The organism is Klebsiella sp. 10-1, assembly GCF_009758445.1.
GTDB lineage: Bacteria > Pseudomonadota > Gammaproteobacteria > Enterobacterales > Enterobacteriaceae > Klebsiella > Klebsiella scottii.
The window spans coordinates 1,291,415-1,312,046 of sequence record NZ_WQRE01000001.1 but is presented as its reverse complement, the minus strand read 5'-3'; the positions used below and the strand labels follow the sequence as shown (position 1 = coordinate 1,312,046).

The window sequence follows — 20,632 nt, the reverse complement described above, 5'->3', positions numbered from 1 at the left end:
AAACAGGCCAGCCCAGGTAATAAAGATATCAGGAGAACGGGGATGAACTTTCCACTTATAGCGAACGTTATCGTGTTCGCGATTTTGCTGTTTGCGCTGGCCCAAACTCGCCACAAACAGTGGAGCCTCGCCAAAAAAGTGCTGGTCGGTCTGGTCATTGGCGTCGTGTTCGGTCTTGCGCTGCAGTTTATTTACGGTTCCGACAGCCAGGTACTAAAAGATTCCATTCAATGGTTCAATATCGTTGGCAACGGCTACGTGCAGCTGCTGCAGATGATCGTAATGCCGCTGGTATTCGCGTCTATTCTGAGCGCCGTCGCGCGCCTGCACAATGCTTCACAGCTGGGTAAAATCAGCTTCCTGAGCATTGGTACCCTGCTGTTCACCACCCTTATCGCCGCCCTGGTTGGCGTACTGGTGACCAACCTGTTTGGCCTGACCGCCGAAGGGCTGGTCCAGGGGAGCGCGGAAACCGCCCGCCTGAACGCCATTCAGAGCAACTACGCCGGTAAGGTCGCGGATCTCAGCGTTCCGCAGTTGATCCTTTCCTTTGTGCCGAAGAACCCGTTTGCTGACCTGACCGGCGCTAACCCGACCTCTATCATCAGCGTTGTTATCTTCGCCGCCTTCCTCGGCGTCGCTTCGCTGAAGCTGCTGAAGGACGACGTCGCCAAAGGCCAGCGCGTGCTGACCGCCATCGATACCCTGCAGGCCTGGGTGATGAAGCTGGTACGCCTGGTGATGCAGCTGACGCCGTACGGCGTGCTGGCGCTGATGACTAAAGTCGTGGCGGGCTCCAACCTGCAGGACATCATCAAGCTCGGTAGCTTCGTTGTCGCCTCCTACCTTGGACTTGGCATCATGTTCGTGGTCCACGGGCTGCTGCTGGCGGTTAACGGCGTGAGCCCGCTGAAATACTTCCGCAAAGTGTGGCCGGTGCTGACCTTTGCCTTCACCAGCCGCTCCAGCGCCGCGTCCATTCCGCTGAACGTGGAAGCGCAAACCCGTCGTCTGGGCGTACCTGAATCGATCGCCAGCTTCTCCGCCTCGTTTGGCGCCACGATTGGTCAAAACGGCTGTGCCGGCCTCTACCCGGCAATGCTGGCGGTGATGGTCGCGCCAACCGTCGGCATCAACCCGCTCGATCCGCTGTGGATTGCCACCCTGGTCGGGATTGTTACCGTGAGCTCCGCCGGTGTTGCCGGCGTCGGCGGCGGCGCAACCTTTGCCGCGCTGATCGTCCTGCCGGCGATGGGCCTGCCGGTGACGCTGGTCGCGCTGTTAATCTCCGTTGAGCCGCTGATCGACATGGGCCGCACCGCGCTGAACGTTAGCGGTTCAATGACCGCCGGAACCCTGACCAGCCAGTGGCTGCGCCAGACGGATAAAACCATTCTTGAGAGCGAAGACGACGCCGAGCTGGCGCACCGTTAACCTCAGGTCGGGATAAAAAAAACCGCAGATAGCGCCCTATCTGCGGTTTTTTTATTGCTCAATTCTGCGCTCAGGGCGCCAGCTCGTTTTCCTGACGAGTTTGCGTCGCCCAGCGCTGCGCCGCTTCCGGCACGCTAAACGCAGGAGAGCGACGAAAGCGTTCCCCGAGCAAAATAAAGGCCACGTACTTACCCCGCAGCAGCCACACGTCGCGAAAACCGTCCATTTTGACGGCGTGTTCCGGCGGCGCTGGCTCCGCTCGAGGCACGTAGCTAATGACAGGGCGATTTTGTTGGCGAAGTGTTTTCATAGCTCATGGATTCACTAAACAAAGCGGGAACAGAACCGCCATCATAGCCGAAGATCCCCCTTTGCGTCGCCCCCTGCTTGCCACTCGTTTTGCTTCGACAAAACGCAACAGCCGTAACGCTCCATTGTCATCGGGGTTTGGGTTCAGCAACGACCGTTTGTCGTAACGGCGCGATGGTTAATGTGTTAACCCTGATGGCGGCGCTCCCGGCATAGCAAAAGGCCCGGCAGCGTCTCCCCTGCCGGGCCTTTACCGCGGGCCAATCCGCGCCTTATACGTCGCGGTAGGTCCCGAGACGATAGCCGCGTTCGGCCACAGCATATTTCAGCGCCTCGGAGGTCAGCACCTGCAGCTCAGCCAGCCGCGGGTAGCAGTAGGCGCTGCTCATGATGGCGTGATCAATAAACGCCGGGTGGCACATCACTTCCAACGACGCCTCTTCCCGCTGGATTGAATCATCCAGAGTCTGCAGGAACAACGCTTCAGAAATCGCGTCGCCATAGAACTCGCTGGCAAAGCCATCGCTGCTGCGCGCCGCATCCTGCGCCAGGCCGTCGCGCTGCGCCTGCTGACGGTCAATACGCAGCGCCACGCCCTTCTCGCGGGCAAATGCCGTCACGATGGGATAAATCTGCGCAATCATATGCACATGGTGATGGCTGTCGATATGCGTCGGTTCATAGCCAAACAGCTCGATAAACCGCTGATACTGACACTCCAGCTCGTGCGCGATCTCATCCAGCGGCAGGCTTCCCTCTTCCGCCATCTGCCAGATCCACTTCCCCAAACGCCCTTCGCGGGTGAGGCCCGGCATCGCGGAGAGCGGCTCGCCCAGCGTCAGGACGAAGTGCATCCCGACGCCCAGCTCCGGCACGCAGCGGCTGAGCTGGGCCGCGTGGCCGATTGCCGCGCCGTTAACCAGCGCGGTGGTCGAGGTCACCAGCCCGTTTTTGCAAGCTTCAATAATGCCGTAGTTCTGCCCCTTGCTGAGGCCAAAATCGTCGGCATTAACGATTAACACGCGTTCCATCAGCCGCTCCCGTTACTGTTTCAGTTTCTCAATCGTCGCCGCAAAGTTAGGCAGCCATTTTTCGTGGGCGAGGATCATTTCACGCGCCAGCATTTCGGCATCGCGGTCGGAGTGAATCAGCGGGCTCAGATTGAGCGCCAGCAGCACATCGTTCAGCTCGCCGCTTATCGCCGCCTGGCTCGCCGCCACTTCAAAGCCCTTGATGGTGTAAATCAGCCCCTGGACTTTTTCATCGAAACGGGTGATGCGCGGCGTCGGCTTCGCCCCGTCGCGGCCGAGCGTACAGGTCATTTCCACCGCCCAGTCGGCCGGGATATTATCGATGTGGCCATGGTGCGGAATATTCACGTAGTGCTCGGTCTGCTTGTCGTTGTAGATAGCGTTGATCACTTCGCAGGCCGCGTCGGAGTAGTATGCCCCGCCGCGCAGCTCCAGCTCCTTCGGCTTAACGTTGAGATCCGGATTTTTATACAGCTCGAACAGCTGTTTTTCCACCTTCTGCACCACCTGAGCGCGGGCACCGCCCTTATAGTACTCGCCCATTTCAATCGCCAGCATCTCTTTCGGCTTGAAGTAGTACAGCAGATAGGAGCACGGAATTAAGCGCAGGGAGCGAATCAGCCCTTCGCTGAACGGCAAATCGAAGATGTTTTTCACCGAGTTGGCGCTCAGGCTCCCGGACGCGACGCCGTCCAGCAGCTCGTCGAAGCGCGATACGCCGTTCACCAGCACGTCGCGCACAAACACGAGGTGGTTGAGGCCAAACAGGTCGATATTCAGCTCATCGCCCGGGCTCAGCTGCAGCACGTCGGTAATAAACATTTTCATGCCGATCGGAATATTGCACACGCCGATAAAGCGCCGGAAGTTCGTATGGCGATATACGGCCTCGGTCACCATTCCCGCCGGGTTGGTAAAGTTAATTACCCATGCGTCCGGGCAGATCTCCTGCACATCTTTGACGATATCAAAAATCACCGGAATGGTGCGCAAACCTTTGAACAGGCCGCCGGCGCCGTTAGTTTCCTGGCCAAGATAGCCGTGGCTAAGGGGGATACGCTCGTCTTTTTCACGCGCCTTCAGCTGACCAACGCGCAGCTGAGTGGTGACGAAGTCCGCGCCTTCCAGCGCCGAGCGGCGATCCAGCGTTTTATAGACTTTCAGCGGGACGCCGGCTTTTTCCACCATCCGCTCGCAGAGAGCGTGGATAATATCGAGCTTCTCCTGCCCTTCCGCCACATCCACCAGCCACAGTTCCGTAACCGGCAGCTCGTGATAACGCTTCAGGAATCCTTCGAGGAGTTCAGGGGTATAGCTGCTGCCGCCGCCGATAGTAACGATTTTTAATTTCTGGCTCATTATATTCTCCCTTGTGGCGCCACGAATTGCGCGTAGCCCACTCTCCGTATCAATACGGACAGTTAATCTGAATATTTTCCAGCGCGGAAGGTTCCGCTCCGGTTAATTAACGATGGTAAGCTTCTTACGATAATTGCTTGGCGTAAATGAGGTCAGTTTTTTGAATGTTTTAATAAACAAACTGGGGCTACTGTAGCCTGATTCGTAAGCAATATCGGTTACCGAGTAGTTGGTAATTTCCAGCTGTTTCTTGGCGAAGTTAATGCGAATGTCATTAATAATCTGCATCGGCGTTTTACCATAATAGCGTTGGGTCGCCCGGGTTAAATATTCCTGAGTTTTCCCGGAGAGCTCGACCATCTGTTCCAGCGCCCCTTCGCCAAATTTATGTTTATCGTGCATATCCTCGACGGTATTTTTTAGCCACTGCGGAATGACATCCTGCACCGGCTCCTCGCGGTAGTGCCGTAAACGATTAATGGTGTAAAACGAGACCAGTTCAATAAATTCGTCAAATTCAGTTTCGCGAAAATTCAGCGAAGCAATCACCGATTCGATGTAGCTGAGAAAGGTGCTTTTGACCGCGTAGACCTGCGAAGCGACCAGCCCAAACGGCAGCAGCGGCAGATAGTGTTTCTCAAAGAAACTCCTGCTGATGCCCACGTTAAGAATGCGCGTCGCGCCAAACTCGTAAAAGCTTTGATGGTGCGACCCCATTGGGATGAAGACAAAATCCCCGCGCTCCAGCAGCACCCGTTTGCCATTAATTTCCTGATAATAGCGCCCGGTTAAAACGATGGTGTATTCGTAATAGTCGTGCTGGTGAAGCCCGCTAACGCTTTCCGTCTTGTTGTAGATGACCACATGAAAGTTTTTCCCGTTGAAGAGCTGCTGTTCGCGGGCGGTACTGATTTCTGTGGTCATCATCTTTGGCTGCCTCATCGTGTAGATGGCCTATTGTACCTTCTCATGTAGCTCAATCAATTCGGCGACCAGTTCGCGGGCCAACATTGAGGTCATCAGATGATCCTGCGCGTGAACCAGCACCAGGCTGACCTTCATTTTCCCTTCGCCTTCATCGCTTTCAATCAGCTGAGTCTGTACGCGGTGGGCTTCGCTCAGCGCCACCCGCGACTGCTCCATCATCGCTTTAGCGGCGGCGAAGTCGCCCTGTTTCGCCTGCTTCAGCGCGGCATAGGCCAGGCTGCGGGCCTGTCCGGAGTTGATAATCAGCCCCATCACCACCTCTTCGAGGTCATTCTCAGGCATCTCTTCTGCTTCGATATGGTCCAAATCAAACATATTATTCCCTCATTTCTCAGGCGGTACGGGAAAGCTCCCGTACCGCTCGACATCAGAATTTCAGTGCGTTAGCGATATCTTCTTCGCTCTCTTCCTGCTCGATGGTGCTTTGCGCTTTATTGGAAATCGCGACAAATGGCAGGTAGATCAGGGTCGAGACACCAAGGTTGAACAGCGCCACCAGCAGAGCAGCGACGCTGCCGTTACTGTTAAAGAAGGCGCCCAGACCGGTCGGCATGGTCCACGGGGCCAGGTTGGTCACCGGAGGAATAATCCCCATGCTGTAGGCCGCCAGGGTGATGGCTGCCAGAATCGGCTGCACCAGCACGAACGGGATAAACATCACCGGGTTCATGATAATGGGCAGGCCGAACAGAATCGGTTCGTTAATCTGGAAGATGCCTGACGGCAGCGCCAGCTTAGCAACCTGACGATGGTCGGCACGGCGCGAGCCGATAAAGATGGCGATAATCAGGCCCAGAGTCGCGCCGGAGCCGCCCAGCAGGATGTACGAATCGAGCATCGGCTTGGCCCAGAAATGGAACTGTTTGCCCGCCTCAATGGCCGCTTCAACGGAACCATACTGGTTATACAGCGCAATGTTTTCCAACGCCCACGGGGTCATGATGCCGTTATCCAGCGCGGTCAGCGCCAGCGAACCGTGTACGCCAAAGAACCACAGCAGGGAGTTGAAAATAACGTACGCCCAGCCGACAACGCTGCCCATCGCCGCCAGCGGCGTGGAGATGGAGTCCATAATAATCTGGTGGAAGTTGCTGCCATACGAGGCCAGCAGCCAGGAGACGATGCCGAAAACCGACAGGATCAGGAAGCCTGGGATCAGCGCCGAGAACGAACGCGATACCGATGACGGCACGCTGTCCGGCAGGGTAATGACCCAGTTGCGACGAATAACGAAGGTAAACAGCTCCGCCACCACCAGACCGATGATCATCCCCGAAATAATATTTTGCCCGCCCAGCCAGTTGGCGCCTACGGCGTAAGCATCGCCGACGCTATAGGGAGTGACGGTCATAAATGCCGCGACGGCTAACAGCCCGGCGGCCATCGGGTCGACCTTGCGCTCTTCCGCCAGCGCCGAGCCGATAAAGAACGGCGCCATCAGCGACATAATGCCTAAGGTACCGTTATAAACGTTACCGCCGATAGCTTTAAAGCTGTTTAAGGTTTCAATGGTTGAGGCATCCAGGCGGACCCCCATTGAATAGAAGAAAGAGCCTTCACCAAAGCTGAGAAAGACGTTGTTAATTAATACGAACATGGCCCCGGCGAGGGTCAACGGCATTAATTTAATAAAGCCGTTTTTAATCGCATTAATGTGCGGTTGCTTTCCTATTTTAACAGCAAAAGGAAGGAGTACCTTTTCAAGCGAGTCAATCACTTTACTCATAGTCAATACCCTTTAAAGCCGTAATTGTGCGATTACGGCATAATGATGAAATTACTCTTTGACGGGAAAATAAACTCTTTATTATTCGGGCGGCCGGCACGGCAGATATTTCATTAAGCCGAAAATTCGCTTCGCCAGCGACCCGAAAGGTCGAGTTTTAAAATTAAATTATTGTGCAGCAGCTTTCTTAATGGCCGCAACGGCCGCTTTCAAAACACCTAAACCATCAACTTTGCCGTACAGCGCAGAGTCGATCACTTCCACCGGCTTATTGGACAGCAGCCGCTGAATCTCGGGAAGCATATACGCAATCTGTGGGCCTAATAAAATAACGTCGGCTTCCGGCCCCTTCTCCCCGGCGAGGGTTTCAGGAAATGCTTCAATAATGACCGGCACTTCATATTTTTCAGCCTGGGTACGCATTTTGGATACCAGCAGCGAAGTGGACATTCCAGCCGAGCAAAACAGATAGATATGTTTCTTTTCCATGAACGCTTCCTCAATTTGTAGAACCTGGCGGCCTTCTGGCAGAATATTATGCCGAAGAGCCGGGTAAGGCATGTCACTGTTCAATTGATATTGTTTATGCATTGAGTATACGACATCGCCTGCCGCCTGGATAATTCCTGGTTAAACAAAATTGTCTCTCATTGACCTCACGTTTTGACTACCCTCACATTTCCCTCAAATAATTCGCGCAATTAAATAAGAATCAGCGCGCATAAAAAAACCCGACCAATGGTCGGGCCTTCGTAGGGCTCAGTATCAAATACTACTTGCTGTTGCGCGGGTCCGTATCGTATTCCGAGCAGGTCTGATAGCCAGAGTTCATTACGTGACCGGTCTCGTCGAGAGCGACGAAGTAGGTCTCCATTTTACCATCCCGTTGACCCAGGATGTATGTCTGACAGGTGCCGCGGGCGTGAATCATCGTCACTTCAGATGACGGTTTGCCCGCCACCTGCAGTACCTGGGAGCGCGACATCCCTTTTTTGACATCTTTAACAACCGGCTGTGTGAACTGGTCTGCAGTACGATCGTAGGCTGTACACCCAGCCAGCATGGTCAGTACTGCCGCTGCGCCCATAAGTCCTGCTAAATTCTTATTCATATTCCGTCCTCTTTTATTTGGCGTGTGAATAAGCCTGGAATAAATATCGTTACTTTTCAAGCCGAAGGTGGATTTAAGCTAAATTTCAGGCCGATAGGGCCAGATTCACCCGCCGCACAATGCATCCTGCGGGCCGCAGTACGTACCATAAAAAAATCGTATGTCATTGATTGCCTTCTTTTGCAGCACTCAAAACGACGATCCTTGTCGTTTCAACGGCAAAGAGGTAGCTTTAAGCCATGCTGGTTGCCAAACAGATTCACTTTCCGGAGGGCGCGATGACGCTACAACAAGAAATTATTCAGGCGCTGGGGGCCAGACCCCAGATCGATACAGACGGTGAGATTCGCCGCAGCGTAGATTTTTTGAAGTCCTATCTGCAAACCTATCCCTTTATTAAGTCGCTGGTTCTGGGCATCAGCGGCGGCCAGGATTCAACCCTGACCGGTAAACTGTGCCAGCAGGCGATCAATGAGCTGCGGGCGGAGGGCGACGACAGCCGCCAGTTTATCGCCGTCCGCCTGCCCTACGGCGCGCAGGCGGATGAGCAGGATTGTCAGGATGCCATCGCCTTTATTCAGCCGGATCGCGTGCTGACGGTAAATATTAAGGGTGCGGTGCTGGCCAGCGAGCAGGCGCTGCGGGAAGCCGGGATTGAACTCAGCGACTTTGTTCGCGGTAATGAAAAAGCGCGCGAGCGCATGAAGGCGCAGTACAGCATCGCCGGCATGACCCACGGCGTGGTGGTCGGCACCGACCACGCGGCGGAAGCGATCACCGGCTTCTTTACCAAATACGGCGACGGCGGCACCGATATCAACCCTATTTTCCGCCTTAACAAGCGTCAGGGTAAACAGCTGCTGGCGCGGCTGGGCTGTCCGGAGCATCTGTACAAGAAGCTGCCAACCGCCGATCTGGAAGATGACCGCCCCTCCCTGCCGGATGAAGCCGCGCTGGGCGTCACCTACGATAATATCGACGACTATCTGGAAGGGAAAACCCTCGACGAGAAAACGGCCAAAATTATTGAAGGCTGGTACCTGAAAACGGAACACAAACGTCGGCCGCCGATCACCGTCTTCGACGACTTCTGGAAGAAATAATCCTCTCCGCAGCCCCGGCACCCGCCGGGGTTATTTTTTGCTCTTTTCGCCCGCCCCCACGGACTGCTATACTGGTTATATAAACAGCATCAGGAGCCATTGTGGTCAGAAGGCAATCCGCCCCGCGTCTGGAGTTTGAAGCGGCGGCAATTTATACATATCCCGAACATCTGCGTCCCTGGCTGGCGTCTCTGCCCAGCCTGCCGGGCGTCTATCTGTTTCACGGCGAAAGCGACACCCTGCCGCTGTATATCGGTAAAAGCGTCAATATTCGCAGCCGGGTGCTATCGCATCTGCGCACGCCGGATGAAGCCGCCATGCTGCGCCAGGCGCGGCGCATTAGCTGGCATCGTACCGCGGGCGAACTCGGCGCGCTGCTGCTCGAAGCGCAGCTTATTAAGGAGCAGCAGCCGCTGTTCAATAAGCGGCTACGGCGCACTAAACAGCTCTGCTCGCTGCTGCTGAGCGACTCCCGCCCGCAGGTGGTGTATGCCCGTGAGCTGGACTTTTCCCGCCAGGAGCATCTGCACGGCCTGTTCGCGAACCGCCGAGCCGCTTTGCAGGCGCTGACCAACCTCGCTGATGAACATCAGCTCTGCTACGGCCTGCTGGGGCTGGAACCGCTAAGCCGCGGCCGGGCCTGTTTTCGTTCGGCGCTGGGACGCTGCGCCGGCGCCTGCTGCGGTAAAGAGAGCGTCGAGGCCCATAACGCCCGGCTGCACGCCAGTATGGCGCAGCTGCAGCTGGTGTGCTGGCCCTGGCCAGGCCCGGTTGCGCTGGAAGAGACCGGGCCTGATATGACCCGCTATCACGTGATTCATAACTGGCTGTGGCTGGGGGCGGTCGAGACGCTAGCGCAGGCGCAAACGCTGACGCAGCTGCCGGCGGGCTTCGATCATGATGGCTACAAAATTCTCTGCAAGCCGCTGCTGCGCGGCGATTTTACGCTACATCCGCTCGGGTCAGCGTGATAAGAGGACGAAAAAAAACCGCCGGTCCTGCCCAAAGCCTGACGGCGTATGTTGGGCAGAACCGGCGGTCTTCATTCCGCGGGCTGAATTACTCAGCAGATGGAGGCATTTTACCTTCCGGCGCTTTACGATCTGTCAGATGCTTCTCAAAATTAGCATTGAACTGTTTTTTCTGTTCCGGCGTCAGAATGTTGTAAATCTTGTTCTGGGTTTCGATACGGGAGAGCGCCATATCTTTATGCTGCGCTTCCATCTTGTCGATTTGCGCTTCCGCTTTCGCCTTATCGAAGGTATCGCTGGCAATTAGCTCATGCATCGCGCGGCGCTCGTCGAGGGAAGGACGCTTCATATTTTCGCGCTGGCTTTTCATGATGTCGCGGATCTGCTGTTTTTGCGCATCGGTCAGGTTCAGGCCTTTAAACATCATATCGTGCTGGCCGCCGGGCATCCCTTTATGGTGCATCATTGGCTTGCTGTCGGTCGGGGTCGCGGTGGTATCCGCGGCGTGAGCAAGGTTAGCAGCGCCCAGGGCCAGAGTAGAGGCAACAAACAGAGCAGTAATCTTCTTCATATTCAGTCCTTACTTTAAGTTATTCTCACGGCCTGGTGCCGTGTTGACGAGATAAACTTTACGACGTTTATCGTCAATTAGTCAGAGCAAGCGTAAAACAATGAAAGTGTAAAAAACATTTTCTCACCAATTGTGGAGAAAATAAGGAAAATGAGGAGGTAATTGCAACTAAAAATATTTAATAAGCTGTTTTATAAAGAAATAATGGAGATTATAAAGCAGCAGAGATTAAAAACAAAGCGGTTAGCCAGGAATAATCTGTAATCAAACGTCGGGGCACGAAAAAATAAGATTATACGATCCGGTTCACGGTGAAAATCTACGCCGCCGCGGACGGGCAGCGGGCGTATTTATGTTCAGGACAACCGCTCCAGCATCAGCCCGGCCCGCAGGCCCAGCGCGACAGAAGGGTTTGGGAACAGGACATACTCCAGGGCCTTTTCCACCACGTAGCGGGTCTCACCATCTTCCGCCAGCAGCGTCCCGGCGCTAAACGGCGTAAAGTTGAGCGTCTGCGCCGGCATATGCAGCTGAAAATGTTCGCTGCCGCGGGTGATCTGCTGGACCACCCGATAACGCAGCGCTTCGTGCCCCTCTTCTACCGCCAGATCGCCGACCAGTAAGCGCATCAGCGCGCGCAGGGTGACGGCAAACCGCTCCAGCTCATTCGCGCCAAACGGCAGCGCCTTGCCCAGCTCAAGGGTGCAGGAGAGCGCCGCAAAGCGGTCGCTGCTGAAGTGGGTAAACGTGCCCGCCGGCTGCTGATGAAATACCAGCGCCTCCAGCCCTGCCGCGCCCAGCCAGCTCAGAAAACCGTCATCCCACGGAGTCTGTCGCGCCGGAAGCACCCCAAAGCGGAGGTGATGCGATCCGCGGATCGCGGTATGTAAATCAAGATGCCATCGGGCGCCGCCAGCGTCGGCATAAAACCGCGTCAGCACCGTTTCCAGCCGCCGCGCCCGCCTCGTTTCATCGCTGGCGGGAAAGTCCTGCCAGCGTCCGCTGAACATACGGTTCATATCGCTGGCGAGGTAGCGCCTGTCGGCCCGCAGCGCCGGAGGGTTGCCCAACACCACCAGCAGCCGCCAGCGTAGCGGCAGCTCGCCGCTGAACAGCTGCCGCAGCAGAATATCGATCATCTCTACCGGCGCGGTTTCATTGCCGTGGAGCCCGGCGGAGAGCACCAGCGCCCGCTCGCAGCGCGCGTGCGGCGTGAGCTGTAAAATACCGCAGTCCAGCCAGTGCCAGCGGAAGTGCGCCGTTTCGCCGTGAAAATGGTGGGGCAAACGCCCCGCCAGGGTTAATGCCAGAAAGTCGTCCACTGCGTCTCCTTTATTGCTGGAACGGATAAACTGAACCGAGCTGCAAAATCTGCGTCAGTTGGTCAAGGGCCTCGCGTCCTTCGCTCAGCAGCTGCGGGTCAGCCAGATCCGCCTGCGTCAGACGATCGCGGTAGTAGCGCTCGACCCAGTCATTGAGCGCGATGAACAGGCGATCGTTCATCAGCACCGCCGGGTTAACCGCCCGCAGCTCGTCTTCCGTTAGCACCACCCGCAGGCGCAGGCAGGCCGGGCCGCCGCCGTTGGCCATGCTCTCCCGCAGATCGTAGACCTGCAGCTCGTCGATGGGGTTGTCCTGCTCCAGCAGCCGGTTCAGATAGCGCCAGACGCCGGCGTGCTCCTGCGCCTCCTGGGGCAAAATAAGCCGCATCGCCCCGCCGGGCTTGCTCAACAGCTGGCTGTTAAACAGGTAGGTCGCAACCGCCTCTTCGACCTTCACGGCGCTCGTCGGCACCACGACCGGCGTAAATCCGGCCACCAGCCCGGCCAGCTGGCGCAGCAGCTGGGGCTGACCGACAAACGCTTCTTCATGGCAAAACAGCACCTGCTGATTGCTCACCGCAATGACATCGTTATGAAAAACGCCTTTATCGATCACCGCCGGGTTTTGCCGGGCGAAAATAATCTGCCGCGGGTTGACCTGATTCAGCCGGGCGACGGCCTGGCTGGCCTCCAGCGCCTGGCGCGCCGGATAGCGCACCGGCAGGCCGTCGCCCCCCTGCTCGCGGCCATAGACAAACAGCTGCAGGCCGGGCGCGCCGTACTCGCCGCCGAGCCGGTTATGGTTCGCCGCCCCTTCGTCGCCAAACAGCGCCACCTGCGGGAGCGCCGGATGCACGGCAAACCGCCGTTCGTCCGGGAAAATGGCGCGCAATAGCGCCTCGGTGGTCGGCGCCTCGCTGGCGCGGTGGAATTTGTCGTTCAGATTGGCAACGGTCAGATGCACTCTGCCATCCAGCGAATCGGCGGAGGGCGACACCGTCGCCGCGTTCGCCACCCACATTGAAGAAGCGGAGCTGACCGCGGACAGCAGGTCCGGCGCCTGCCGCGCGGCACGTTCCACCACCTGCGGATCGCTGCCGGTAAAGCCGAGCTGGCGCAGAAGCGCGACGTTCGGCCGCTCCTGCGGCGGGATCACCGCCTGCCGGTAGCCCGCGTCCGCCAGCGCCTTCATTTTTTTTAACCCTTGCTTCGCCGCCAGCTGCGGGTTCGATACCCGATAGCGATGCTTCGTCGACGCCTCGTTGCCAAATGAAAGCCCGGCGTAGTGGTGCGTCAGGCCGGGCAGGCCGTCAAAATTAACTTCCCACGCGTTCATCGGGCCGATCCTTGCCGGAAGTCGAGGCCCGGGCTGAGGGTTTCCGGCAGCGTCAGATCCGGCGATTCGAGGCTGGCCATCGGCCAGGCGCAATAATCCGCCGCGTACCAGGCGCCGGGACGATGGTTGCCGGAGGCGCCTGTGCCGCCAAACGGTGCGGTGCTGGCGGCGCCGGTCAGCGGTTTGTTCCAGTTGACGATCCCGGCCCGCGCTTCCAGCAGCAGCCGATCAAACTTCTCGCGCTCGGCAGAAACCAGCCCGCACGATAATCCAAAACGCGTGGCGTTCGCCAGCGCGATCGCCTGCTCAAATTCGTCATAGCGCCAGACGCACAGCAGCGGACCGAAGACCTCCTCATCTTTGACCTCGGCGACATCGGTAAGCTCGACGATCCCCGGGGTCAGCAACGAGGTTCCGGCCTCCAGCAGCCGCGGCTCCAGCAGCGTTCTGCCGCCGCTGGCGACATGCTGCAGCCAGGCCTGATGGACCTTCTGCGCCGCCTGCGGGGAAATTAAACCACCGAGGAACGGCTGGGGTTCAGCGTTCCACGCGCCGGGAACGAGCCGCTGCGCGACGGCCACCAGCCGGGCCAGGAACGCATCCCCGACCTCGCCGCGCTTCACCAGCAGACGGCGGGCGCAGGTACAGCGCTGGCCGGCGGTAATAAAGGCCGACTGGATGGTCAGATGCACAGCGGCATCAATATCCCGCGGCTCGTCAACGATCAGCGGGTTGTTGCCGCCCATTTCGAGCGCGAGGATCTTCTCCGGCTGCCCGGCCAGCTGGCGATGCAGCTGAAAGCCGGTAGCGGAGCTGCCGGTGAACAGCAGCCCGTCGATATCCGGTTGACCGCTCAGCGCTTCGCCGGTTTCGCGCCCGCCCTGCAGCAGGTTCAGTACGCCCGGCGGCAGGCCCGCTTCGGCCCACAGCTTCACCACCGCCTCACCGCTTTGCGGGGTCAGCTCGCTCGGTTTAAACACCACCGTATTCCCCGCCAGCAGCGCCGGAACGATATGGCCGTTCGGCAGATGGCCGGGGAAATTGTACGGGCCAAATACCGCCAGCACGCCGTGCGGCCGATGGCGCAGCGTCGCCGAACCGTCGCTCATGACGGTTTGCGCCTCGCCGGTACGGCTGTGGTAGGCTTTTAGCGAAATGGTAATTTTATTGATCATCGCGCCAACTTCCGTCGCCGCCTCCCAGCGCGGTTTGCCGGTTTCTTCGGCAATGATGGCCGTCAGCTGCGCTTTGTTGGCCTCCAGCAGGGCGGCAAACTTTTCGGCGATCGCCTGCCGGGCGCGAAACGGCTCTTTGGCCCAGGCCGGAAACGCGCGCCGGGCGGCCTCAACCGCCTGCGCAACCTGCCCGACGTCGGCATCATTGCCCTGCCATAGCTGTTCTCCACTCACCGGGTTGCTTTTACTGCGTGCCGGGCCGCGCCCGGTTTGCCAGTCGCCGTTAATCCATAGACTCATGACTTTTTCTCCTCAGGGATCAGGCGCACCATGCGGATACGGTCACCGGGGTGACATTTGAGGGCATCCAGCTCGCGGGCGCTCAGCAGCAGACGATCGCTATCGGGGTCGGCATGCACCAGCATCGCGCGAAACTGCTGATACTGCTCGTTGGCGACCAGGCACAGCGGCCACTCACCCGGCGCCGGCTGTCCTTCAGCCACGGCGACCAGCCGACTTTTGCGAATCGCACGCACCCGGTCAATATCGCACTCGAGGGTTGGGCCGCCGTCGAAAATATCGACATAGTTAAGATAGCGGAACCCCTCTTTCTCCAGCACCGCCCGGGCAGGGGCGGTTTGCGGATGCACCTCGCCAATGACCGCCCGCGCTTCATCGGATAAAAAGTCGATATAGAGCGGATGCTTCGGCATCAACGCGGCAATAAACGCCTTTTGTCCGGTGCCGCACAGATAGTCAGCGCGGGCAAACTCCATCGCAAAGAAGCGCTTGCCCAGGCTTTCCCAGAATGGCGAGTAGCCGCTGTCGTCGATGACTCCGCGCATCTCCGCCACCACTTTTTCGTTAAAGCGTTCGCGGAAGGCGGCCATGAACATAAAGCGCGATTTCGACAGCAGATAGCCGTTGCCTTCTTTACGCCACGCCGGGTCGAGAAACAGCGTGCACAGCTCGCTGCTGCCGGTGTGGTCATTGCTGAGAAACAGGGTCGGCAGCGCGTTATAGACGTTCAGCTCTTTCGAGGCGTGCACCTGCGTGCCGACGCGATAGTTGTACCAGGGATCGTTCAGCCCCACCGCCACCTCGACGGCGCAGATCCCCACAACCTTCCCGCTGGCCGTATCCTCCAGCACGAAGACATAGCCCTGCTCGCTTTTCGGCAGCTCGCCGCGCCAGGTTTTTTGCGAACGATCGATACGCGCCGCCAGCGTCGCTTCATCGGCCGGCAGCGACGTCAGGCCGCCGCCGGTTACCCCCGCAAGCGCCAGCAGGCCCGCCAAATCGTCCTGTTCCACCGGACGGATAACCATCATGATGACGCTCCCGCGAGAAAGTGGTGGCAGGCCAGCTCAAAGCGATCCAGACCCGCGTTAACCTCTTCCTCACTCACTATCAGCGCTGGCGCAAAGCGAACCACGCTCGCGCCGGCAATCAGGATCATCAGCCCATCCTCCGCCGCCTGGGTGCTGATAGCTTTTGCCTTCCCGGCGTACTCATCCTTCAGCACGCAGCCAATCAGCAGTCCGAGGCCGCGGGTCTCTTTGAACAGGCCATAGCGGGCGTTAATCGCCCCCAGCCGCTCGCTGAACCACTGGTGGCGCTGCTTAACGCCGTTCAGAACTGCCGGCGTATTGATAATGGAGAGCACCTCTCCGGCGACGGCGCAGGCCAGCGGGTTGCCGCCGTAGGTCGTGCCGTGGGTACCGACGGTCATCACGCTGGCGCATTTTTCGCTGGCCAGCAGCGCGCCAATCGGGAAGCCGCCGCCCAGCGCTTTGGCGGTCGACAGCACGTCCGGCGTCACGCCATAGTGCATGTAGGCATAGAGTTCGCCGGTGCGCCCGACGCCGGTTTGCACCTCATCGAAAATCAGCAGCGCATTATGGGCGTCGCACAGATCGCGCAGACCGCGCAGGAAAGCCGGGTCTGCCGGCACCACGCCGCCTTCGCCCTGCATCGGCTCGACGATGACCGCGCAGGTATCGTCGTCAATCAGCGCCCGGGCGGAGTCAAGATCGTTATAGACCGCGTGCTGGATCTGCGGGGGCAGCGGCGCAAAGTCTGCGGAATAGGCCGGCTGCCCGCCGGCGGAAACGGTAAACAGCGTCCGCCCGTGGAACGCATTTTTGAACGCCACGATGCCGCTTTTCTGGCTGCCGTAGCGATCGTGAGCGTATTTGCGCGCCAGCTTCAGCGCCGCTTCGTTGGCCTCAGCGCCGGAGTTGCAGAAAAAGACCCGATCGGCAAAGGTGGCGTCGATAAGCTGTTTCGCCAGCCGCAGCGCCGGCTCGTTGGTATAGCCGTTGCCGGTATGCCAGAACTTGCCGGCCTGCTCCGTCAGCGCGTTAACCAGACGAGGATGGGCGTGCCCGAGCGCGTTCACCGCGATACCGCCGGCAAAATCGATATACTCTTTCCCCTGCTGATCCCACAGGCGTGAGCCCTCGCCGCGTACCGGAATAAACGCCGCCGGCGCGTAAACCGGCATCATCCATTGATCAAAGTTGCTACGCGTAATTGACTGAGACATATCGACCTCTTCCGGTAAATAAAAAGTATGCATAATGTTAAATATTATGAGTTATTACGCTGTAAATGTAGATTGCACGCATCGTGCCAGCCAGAGGAGAAAATGCATAAATTGAAGTTGATCGCGGAATATCAATAGCTTACAAAACCAAAATATTCACATTAAATGCATAAATAGTGAATAACAATCCGATTAACGGTGATGAACAGTGAATAAAATAGATAGTTTATTCATCGGTAAGATATAATTCTGTATTTGTGATCCTCTACGAAATTTATCGTAGATATTCGCCCTTTTTTGGCGCGCGGCGCGCCAGAATGGTGCAGGATTTAGCCATTCGCCGCCGTACTCCCGGCGTTGTGGACAATAAAATGCCTTCCGGCAGCCAGCCTGCCGAATTTCTGCTAACATCCCTGCACTATTCACCTTGCACAGTGGCAGCGACTATGAAATTTGTCTCTTTTAATATCAACGGCCTGCGGGCGCGCCCGCATCAGCTGGCCGCCATCGTCGACAAGCATCAGCCTGACGTCATTGGCCTACAGGAAACCAAAGTTCACGATGATATGTTCCCTCTCGAAGAGGTGGCAAAGCTCGGCTACAACGTGTTCTACCACGGGCAGAAAGGTCACTACGGCGTCGCCCTGCTGACCAAAGAGACGCCGGTTAGCGTGCGCCGCGGTTTCCCGGGCGATGATGAAGAGGCCCAGCGCCGCATCATCATGGCTGAAATCCCTTGCGCATCCGGTAACGTGACGGTGATCAACGGCTACTTCCCCCAGGGCGAGAGCCGCGATCACGCGACAAAATTCCCCGCCAAGGCGGCGTTTTACCAGAACCTGCAAAACTACCTCGATACTGAGCTGAAAAAAGACAATCCGGTGCTGATTATGGGCGATATGAACATCAGCCCGACGGATCTCGATATCGGCATCGGCGAAGAGAACCGCAAGCGCTGGCTGCGCACCGGTAAGTGCTCGTTCCTGCCGGAAGAGCGCGAGTGGATGGAGCGCCTGCTGGATTGGGGTCTGGTCGATACCTGGCGTCACGCCAACCCGGAAAACAACGAGCAGTTCTCATGGTTCGACTACCGCTCCAAGGGCTTCGATGATAATCGCGGTCTGCGTATCGATCTGCTGCTGGCAAGCACGCCGCTGGCGCAGCGCTGCATAGAAACCGGAATTGATTACGAAATCCGCGGCATGGAAAAACCTTCCGATCACGCGCCGGTCTGGGCTACCTTTAAGCCGTAACCCCCGCAGCCCCAACTCTCCGGCCGCGGCTGGCCGGAGAATCTGATTATCCTGAGCAAAATCAACAAAGCGGCGCCCCCGGCAATCTGCCCGGTGTCGCGTTATATATTATCGCCACGCGGTACCGGGCGCCGTTCTGGTGGCAGCGATCCCAGGGCGGTCGGGCACGGCATATCTCCAGCGGGCTAAGGGGTTGTCTGGTCGGCGCAAAGGCGGTGATAATAGGCCATTATTCCGTACAGAACGATGATTCAGATGCTAAAAACCATTGATGTTGTCGCCGCCATTATTGAGCAGGATGGCAATATTCTGCTTGCACAGCGTCCGCCGCACGCTGACCAGCCGGGAATGTGGGAGTTTGCCGGCGGAAAGGTGGAATCCGGCGAGAGCCAGGCGCAGGCGCTGACCCGCGAACTGCAGGAGGAGCTTGGCATCACCGCCCTTCCCGCCCGCTACATCGCCAGCCACCAGCGGGAGGTCTCCGGGCGGCTGATTCATCTCCACGCCTGGTGGGTGCCCAGCTTTAGCGGTACCCCAACCGCGCACTATCACAGCCAGCTGCGCTGGTGCTCGCCGCAGGAAGCCTTAACCTTCAACCTCGCGCCGGCGGATATCCCCCTGCTGGAAGCCTTTATCGCCCGTAGCGCCGCCGACCTTCCCCGCTGACCCCTCCGCTGCCGTCATCATCGTTTTTAGTTATGACAGCCGGCGGATTATAAATTTTGCTGTCAGGATAACTTTTCCTTGCTTGCCTAACGATTGCTGGTGTTATAGTCGGAAAATCGGCTTTTTCAAGGGCCGAACCATAATAAAAATACATAAAATCATTCAGGTTGCATCACGGCGGCAAAAGAGTCGCTCCCCGGCGGCTGACATCGGTAAGCGGCGGGGGTGAGCGAGCGCAGCCGGCAAAGAGGCAGACCTGACGGATGAGATGTATAAACGCAACCACAACCATAAGGGGAAGTTATATCTATGGATCAGACGTGCACTCTGGAAGGTTTTCTCGCCCGCGTTCAACAGCGCGATCCTCATCAAACCGAATTTGCTCAGGCCGTCCGCGAGGTGATGACCACCCTGTGGCCTTTCCTTGAGGAAAATCCGCGCTATCGCCAGCTCAATCTGCTGGAACGTTTGGTTGAACCGGAGCGGGCCATCCAGTTCCGCGTCGTGTGGGTTGATGACCGTAATCAGGTTCAGGTTAACCGCGCCTGGCGCGTGCAGTTCAACTCCGCCATCGGCCCGTATAAAGGCGGCATGCGCTTCCACCCGTCGGTCAACCTGTCGATCCTGAAATTCCTCGGCTTCGAGCAAACGTTTAAAAACGCCCTGACCACCCTGCCAATGGGCGGCGGTAAAGGCGGCAGCGATTTCGACCCGAAAGGGAAAAGCGACGGCGAAGTGATGCGCTTCTGCCAGTCGCTGATGACCGAACTGTATCGTCATTTAGGCCCGGACACCGACGTACCGGCTGGCGATATCGGCGTTGGCGGTCGCGAAGTCGGCTTTATGGCCGGGATGATGCGTAAGCTCTCCAACAACAGCGCCTGCGTGTTCACCGGCAAAGGGCTCTCCTTCGGCGGCAGCCTGATTCGCCCGGAAGCGACCGGCTATGGCCTGGTCTATTTCACCGAAGCGATGCTTAAACGCCACGGTCTTGGCTTCGAAGGAATGCGCGTAGCGGTTTCCGGCTCCGGCAACGTGGCCCAGTACGCCATCGAAAAGGCTATGGAGCTTGGCGCGCGCGTGATCACCGCCTCTGACTCCAGCGGCACCGTGGTCGACGAAGCGGGCTTTACCCCTGAGAAACTGGCGCGCCTGTGCGCGATTAAAGCCAGCCGCGACGGTCGCGTTGCCGACTATGCCCGCGAGTTTGGTCTGAACTATCTCGAAGGCCAGCAGCCGTGGTCCGTGCCGGTGGATATTGCGCTGCCGTGCGCCACGCAAAACGAGCTGGACGTTGACGCCGCTCGCCTGCTGATCGCCAACGGCGTTAAGGCCGTGGCCGAAGGCGCAAATATGCCGACCACCATCGCCGCAACCGATCTGTTCCTCGAAGCCAACGTGCTGTTCGCTCCGGGTAAAGCAGCTAACGCCGGCGGCGTGGCGACTTCCGGTCTCGAAATGGCGCAGAACGCCGCGCGAATGAGCTGGAAAGCAGAGAAGGTTGACGCCCGCCTGCACCACATCATGCTCGACATTCACCACGCCTGCGTGGAGTACGGCGGCGAAGCGAAGCAGACTAACTACGTGCGCGGCGCCAACATTGCCGGGTTCGTTAAAGTGGCCGACGCGATGCTGGCGCAGGGCGTGATTTAATCCGCAGGCTTTCCCGGGTCGCGCGTATCCGGGAGAGCAGCTGATGGGTTCCTACGGATAAAGACCCCGGCCTGCGG

General features: G+C 58.0%; 20 protein-coding genes. 6 read left to right on the top strand and 14 right to left on the bottom strand.

Annotated features, from left to right (window positions below; translation table 11 throughout):
* Nucleotides 1-42: 42 nt before the first annotated feature.
* Entirely contained in the window at nt 43-1,434 is a 1,392-nt protein-coding gene (locus tag GO007_RS06265; RefSeq protein ID WP_095096933.1) for an L-cystine transporter, read from the top strand.
* 70 nt (nt 1,435-1,504) lie between these two features.
* Here GO007_RS06265 and cedA read toward each other — a convergent pair whose 3' ends face one another.
* The 8 genes from cedA to osmE all read right to left on the bottom strand — a co-directional run bounded on the left by cedA (nt 1,505) and on the right by osmE (nt 7,957).
* Nucleotides 1,505-1,744 (bottom strand): cell division activator CedA, encoded by a 240-nt coding sequence (cedA, locus tag GO007_RS06260; RefSeq protein ID WP_095096931.1) that lies wholly within the window; start codon nt 1,742-1,744, stop codon nt 1,505-1,507.
* 271 nt (nt 1,745-2,015) lie between these two features.
* Nucleotides 2,016-2,774 carry a chitin disaccharide deacetylase gene (gene chbG, locus GO007_RS06255; RefSeq protein WP_095096928.1) on the bottom strand — a complete coding sequence of 253 codons (759 nt, stop codon included), beginning with the start codon at nt 2,772-2,774 and terminating at the stop codon, nt 2,016-2,018.
* A gap of 12 nt (nt 2,775-2,786) precedes the next feature.
* Complete coding sequence (locus GO007_RS06250; protein WP_095096925.1) at nt 2,787-4,133, bottom strand: 6-phospho-beta-glucosidase; 1,347 nt, start codon at nt 4,131-4,133, stop codon at nt 2,787-2,789.
* A gap of 102 nt (nt 4,134-4,235) precedes the next feature.
* On the bottom strand, nt 4,236-5,075 hold the full coding sequence (chbR, locus tag GO007_RS06245) for a transcriptional regulator ChbR (RefSeq protein WP_255430873.1): 840 nt from the start codon (nt 5,073-5,075) through the stop codon (nt 4,236-4,238).
* A 12-nt stretch (nt 5,076-5,087) separates the two neighbouring features.
* Nucleotides 5,088-5,435 (bottom strand): PTS N,N'-diacetylchitobiose transporter subunit IIA, encoded by a 348-nt coding sequence (gene chbA / locus GO007_RS06240; protein ID WP_095096918.1) that lies wholly within the window; start codon nt 5,433-5,435, stop codon nt 5,088-5,090.
* A 52-nt stretch (nt 5,436-5,487) separates the two neighbouring features.
* On the bottom strand, nt 5,488-6,846 hold the full coding sequence (gene chbC / locus GO007_RS06235; RefSeq protein ID WP_095096915.1) for a PTS N,N'-diacetylchitobiose transporter subunit IIC: 1,359 nt from the start codon (nt 6,844-6,846) through the stop codon (nt 5,488-5,490).
* A 168-nt stretch (nt 6,847-7,014) separates the two neighbouring features.
* Nucleotides 7,015-7,335 carry a PTS N,N'-diacetylchitobiose transporter subunit IIB gene (gene chbB, locus GO007_RS06230; RefSeq protein WP_095096912.1) on the bottom strand — a complete coding sequence of 107 codons (321 nt, stop codon included), beginning with the start codon at nt 7,333-7,335 and terminating at the stop codon, nt 7,015-7,017.
* A gap of 283 nt (nt 7,336-7,618) precedes the next feature.
* A complete protein-coding gene (osmE, locus tag GO007_RS06225; protein WP_041145135.1) occupies nt 7,619-7,957 on the bottom strand; it encodes an osmotically-inducible lipoprotein OsmE in 339 nt (112 codons plus the stop codon).
* A 278-nt stretch (nt 7,958-8,235) separates the two neighbouring features.
* Between osmE and nadE the strand changes: the two genes are divergently transcribed.
* Complete coding sequence (gene nadE, locus GO007_RS06220; protein ID WP_095098105.1) at nt 8,236-9,060, top strand: ammonia-dependent NAD(+) synthetase; 825 nt, start codon at nt 8,236-8,238, stop codon at nt 9,058-9,060.
* A gap of 101 nt (nt 9,061-9,161) precedes the next feature.
* Nucleotides 9,162-10,031 (top strand): excinuclease Cho, encoded by an 870-nt coding sequence (cho, locus tag GO007_RS06215; RefSeq protein ID WP_095096910.1) that lies wholly within the window; start codon nt 9,162-9,164, stop codon nt 10,029-10,031.
* Between the two features lie 88 nt (nt 10,032-10,119).
* On the opposite strand, the gene spy is transcribed toward cho, so the two are convergent.
* The 6 genes from spy to astC form a co-directional block, all read right to left on the bottom strand.
* Nucleotides 10,120-10,602: an ATP-independent periplasmic protein-refolding chaperone Spy gene (spy, locus tag GO007_RS06210; RefSeq protein ID WP_095096907.1), complete on the bottom strand. Its 483-nt coding sequence runs from the start codon at nt 10,600-10,602 to the stop codon at nt 10,120-10,122.
* 356 nt (nt 10,603-10,958) lie between these two features.
* On the bottom strand, nt 10,959-11,924 hold the full coding sequence (astE, locus tag GO007_RS06205; RefSeq protein WP_095096904.1) for a succinylglutamate desuccinylase: 966 nt from the start codon (nt 11,922-11,924) through the stop codon (nt 10,959-10,961).
* 10 nt (nt 11,925-11,934) lie between these two features.
* The gene (astB, locus tag GO007_RS06200; protein WP_095096901.1) at nt 11,935-13,260 is read right to left on the bottom strand and encodes an N-succinylarginine dihydrolase; all 1,326 of its coding nucleotides are present in this window, start codon (nt 13,258-13,260) and stop codon (nt 11,935-11,937) included.
* Nucleotides 13,257-14,735 (bottom strand): succinylglutamate-semialdehyde dehydrogenase, encoded by a 1,479-nt coding sequence (astD, locus tag GO007_RS06195; protein WP_095096898.1) that lies wholly within the window; start codon nt 14,733-14,735, stop codon nt 13,257-13,259. The genes astB and astD overlap by 4 nt, the downstream gene beginning before the upstream one ends.
* Nucleotides 14,732-15,766, bottom strand: coding sequence for an arginine N-succinyltransferase (gene astA / locus GO007_RS06190; protein ID WP_095096894.1), 1,035 nt, complete (start codon nt 15,764-15,766; stop codon nt 14,732-14,734). Before astA ends, astD begins: the two co-directional genes overlap by 4 nt.
* Nucleotides 15,763-16,983: a succinylornithine/acetylornithine transaminase gene (gene astC / locus GO007_RS06185; protein WP_095096891.1), complete on the bottom strand. Its 1,221-nt coding sequence runs from the start codon at nt 16,981-16,983 to the stop codon at nt 15,763-15,765. The genes astA and astC overlap by 4 nt, the downstream gene beginning before the upstream one ends.
* A 446-nt stretch (nt 16,984-17,429) precedes the next feature.
* Here astC and xthA point away from each other — a divergent pair, with 446 nt between their 5' ends.
* The 3 genes from xthA to gdhA all read left to right on the top strand — a co-directional run bounded on the left by xthA (nt 17,430) and on the right by gdhA (nt 20,555).
* Entirely contained in the window at nt 17,430-18,236 is an 807-nt protein-coding gene (gene xthA / locus GO007_RS06180; RefSeq protein ID WP_095096885.1) for an exodeoxyribonuclease III, read from the top strand.
* A 255-nt stretch (nt 18,237-18,491) separates the two neighbouring features.
* Nucleotides 18,492-18,902 carry a pyrimidine (deoxy)nucleoside triphosphate diphosphatase gene (locus GO007_RS06175; protein WP_095098102.1) on the top strand — a complete coding sequence of 137 codons (411 nt, stop codon included), beginning with the start codon at nt 18,492-18,494 and terminating at the stop codon, nt 18,900-18,902.
* 309 nt (nt 18,903-19,211) lie between these two features.
* Nucleotides 19,212-20,555, top strand: a complete 1,344-nt coding sequence (gene gdhA / locus GO007_RS06170) for an NADP-specific glutamate dehydrogenase (protein ID WP_095096882.1) — start codon at nt 19,212-19,214, stop codon at nt 20,553-20,555.
* The last annotated feature ends 77 nt before the right edge of the window (nt 20,556-20,632 follow it).

Bases quoted from the DNA above. Each gene is read 5' to 3' on its own strand.
- GO007_RS06265 (WP_095096933.1), top strand. From the start codon at position 43: ATGAACTTTCCACTTATAGCGAACGTTATCGTGTTCGCGATTTTGCTG.
- cedA (WP_095096931.1), bottom strand. From the start codon at position 1,744: ATGAAAACACTTCGCCAACAAAATCGCCCTGTCATTAGCTACGTGCCT.
- chbG (WP_095096928.1), bottom strand. From the start codon at position 2,774: ATGGAACGCGTGTTAATCGTTAATGCCGACGATTTTGGCCTCAGCAAG.
- GO007_RS06250 (WP_095096925.1), bottom strand. From the start codon at position 4,133: ATGAGCCAGAAATTAAAAATCGTTACTATCGGCGGCGGCAGCAGCTAT.
- chbR (WP_255430873.1), bottom strand. From the start codon at position 5,075: ATGAGGCAGCCAAAGATGATGACCACAGAAATCAGTACCGCCCGCGAA.
- chbA (WP_095096918.1), bottom strand. From the start codon at position 5,435: ATGTTTGATTTGGACCATATCGAAGCAGAAGAGATGCCTGAGAATGAC.
- chbC (WP_095096915.1), bottom strand. From the start codon at position 6,846: ATGAGTAAAGTGATTGACTCGCTTGAAAAGGTACTCCTTCCTTTTGCT.
- chbB (WP_095096912.1), bottom strand. From the start codon at position 7,335: ATGGAAAAGAAACATATCTATCTGTTTTGCTCGGCTGGAATGTCCACT.
- osmE (WP_041145135.1), bottom strand. From the start codon at position 7,957: ATGAATAAGAATTTAGCAGGACTTATGGGCGCAGCGGCAGTACTGACC.
- nadE (WP_095098105.1), top strand. From the start codon at position 8,236: ATGACGCTACAACAAGAAATTATTCAGGCGCTGGGGGCCAGACCCCAG.
- spy (WP_095096907.1), bottom strand. From the start codon at position 10,602: ATGAAGAAGATTACTGCTCTGTTTGTTGCCTCTACTCTGGCCCTGGGC.
- astB (WP_095096901.1), bottom strand. From the start codon at position 13,260: ATGAACGCGTGGGAAGTTAATTTTGACGGCCTGCCCGGCCTGACGCAC.
- astD (WP_095096898.1), bottom strand. From the start codon at position 14,735: ATGAGTCTATGGATTAACGGCGACTGGCAAACCGGGCGCGGCCCGGCA.
- astA (WP_095096894.1), bottom strand. From the start codon at position 15,766: ATGATGGTTATCCGTCCGGTGGAACAGGACGATTTGGCGGGCCTGCTG.
- astC (WP_095096891.1), bottom strand. From the start codon at position 16,983: ATGTCTCAGTCAATTACGCGTAGCAACTTTGATCAATGGATGATGCCG.
- xthA (WP_095096885.1), top strand. From the start codon at position 17,430: ATGAAATTTGTCTCTTTTAATATCAACGGCCTGCGGGCGCGCCCGCAT.
- GO007_RS06175 (WP_095098102.1), top strand. From the start codon at position 18,492: ATGCTAAAAACCATTGATGTTGTCGCCGCCATTATTGAGCAGGATGGC.
- gdhA (WP_095096882.1), top strand. From the start codon at position 19,212: ATGGATCAGACGTGCACTCTGGAAGGTTTTCTCGCCCGCGTTCAACAG.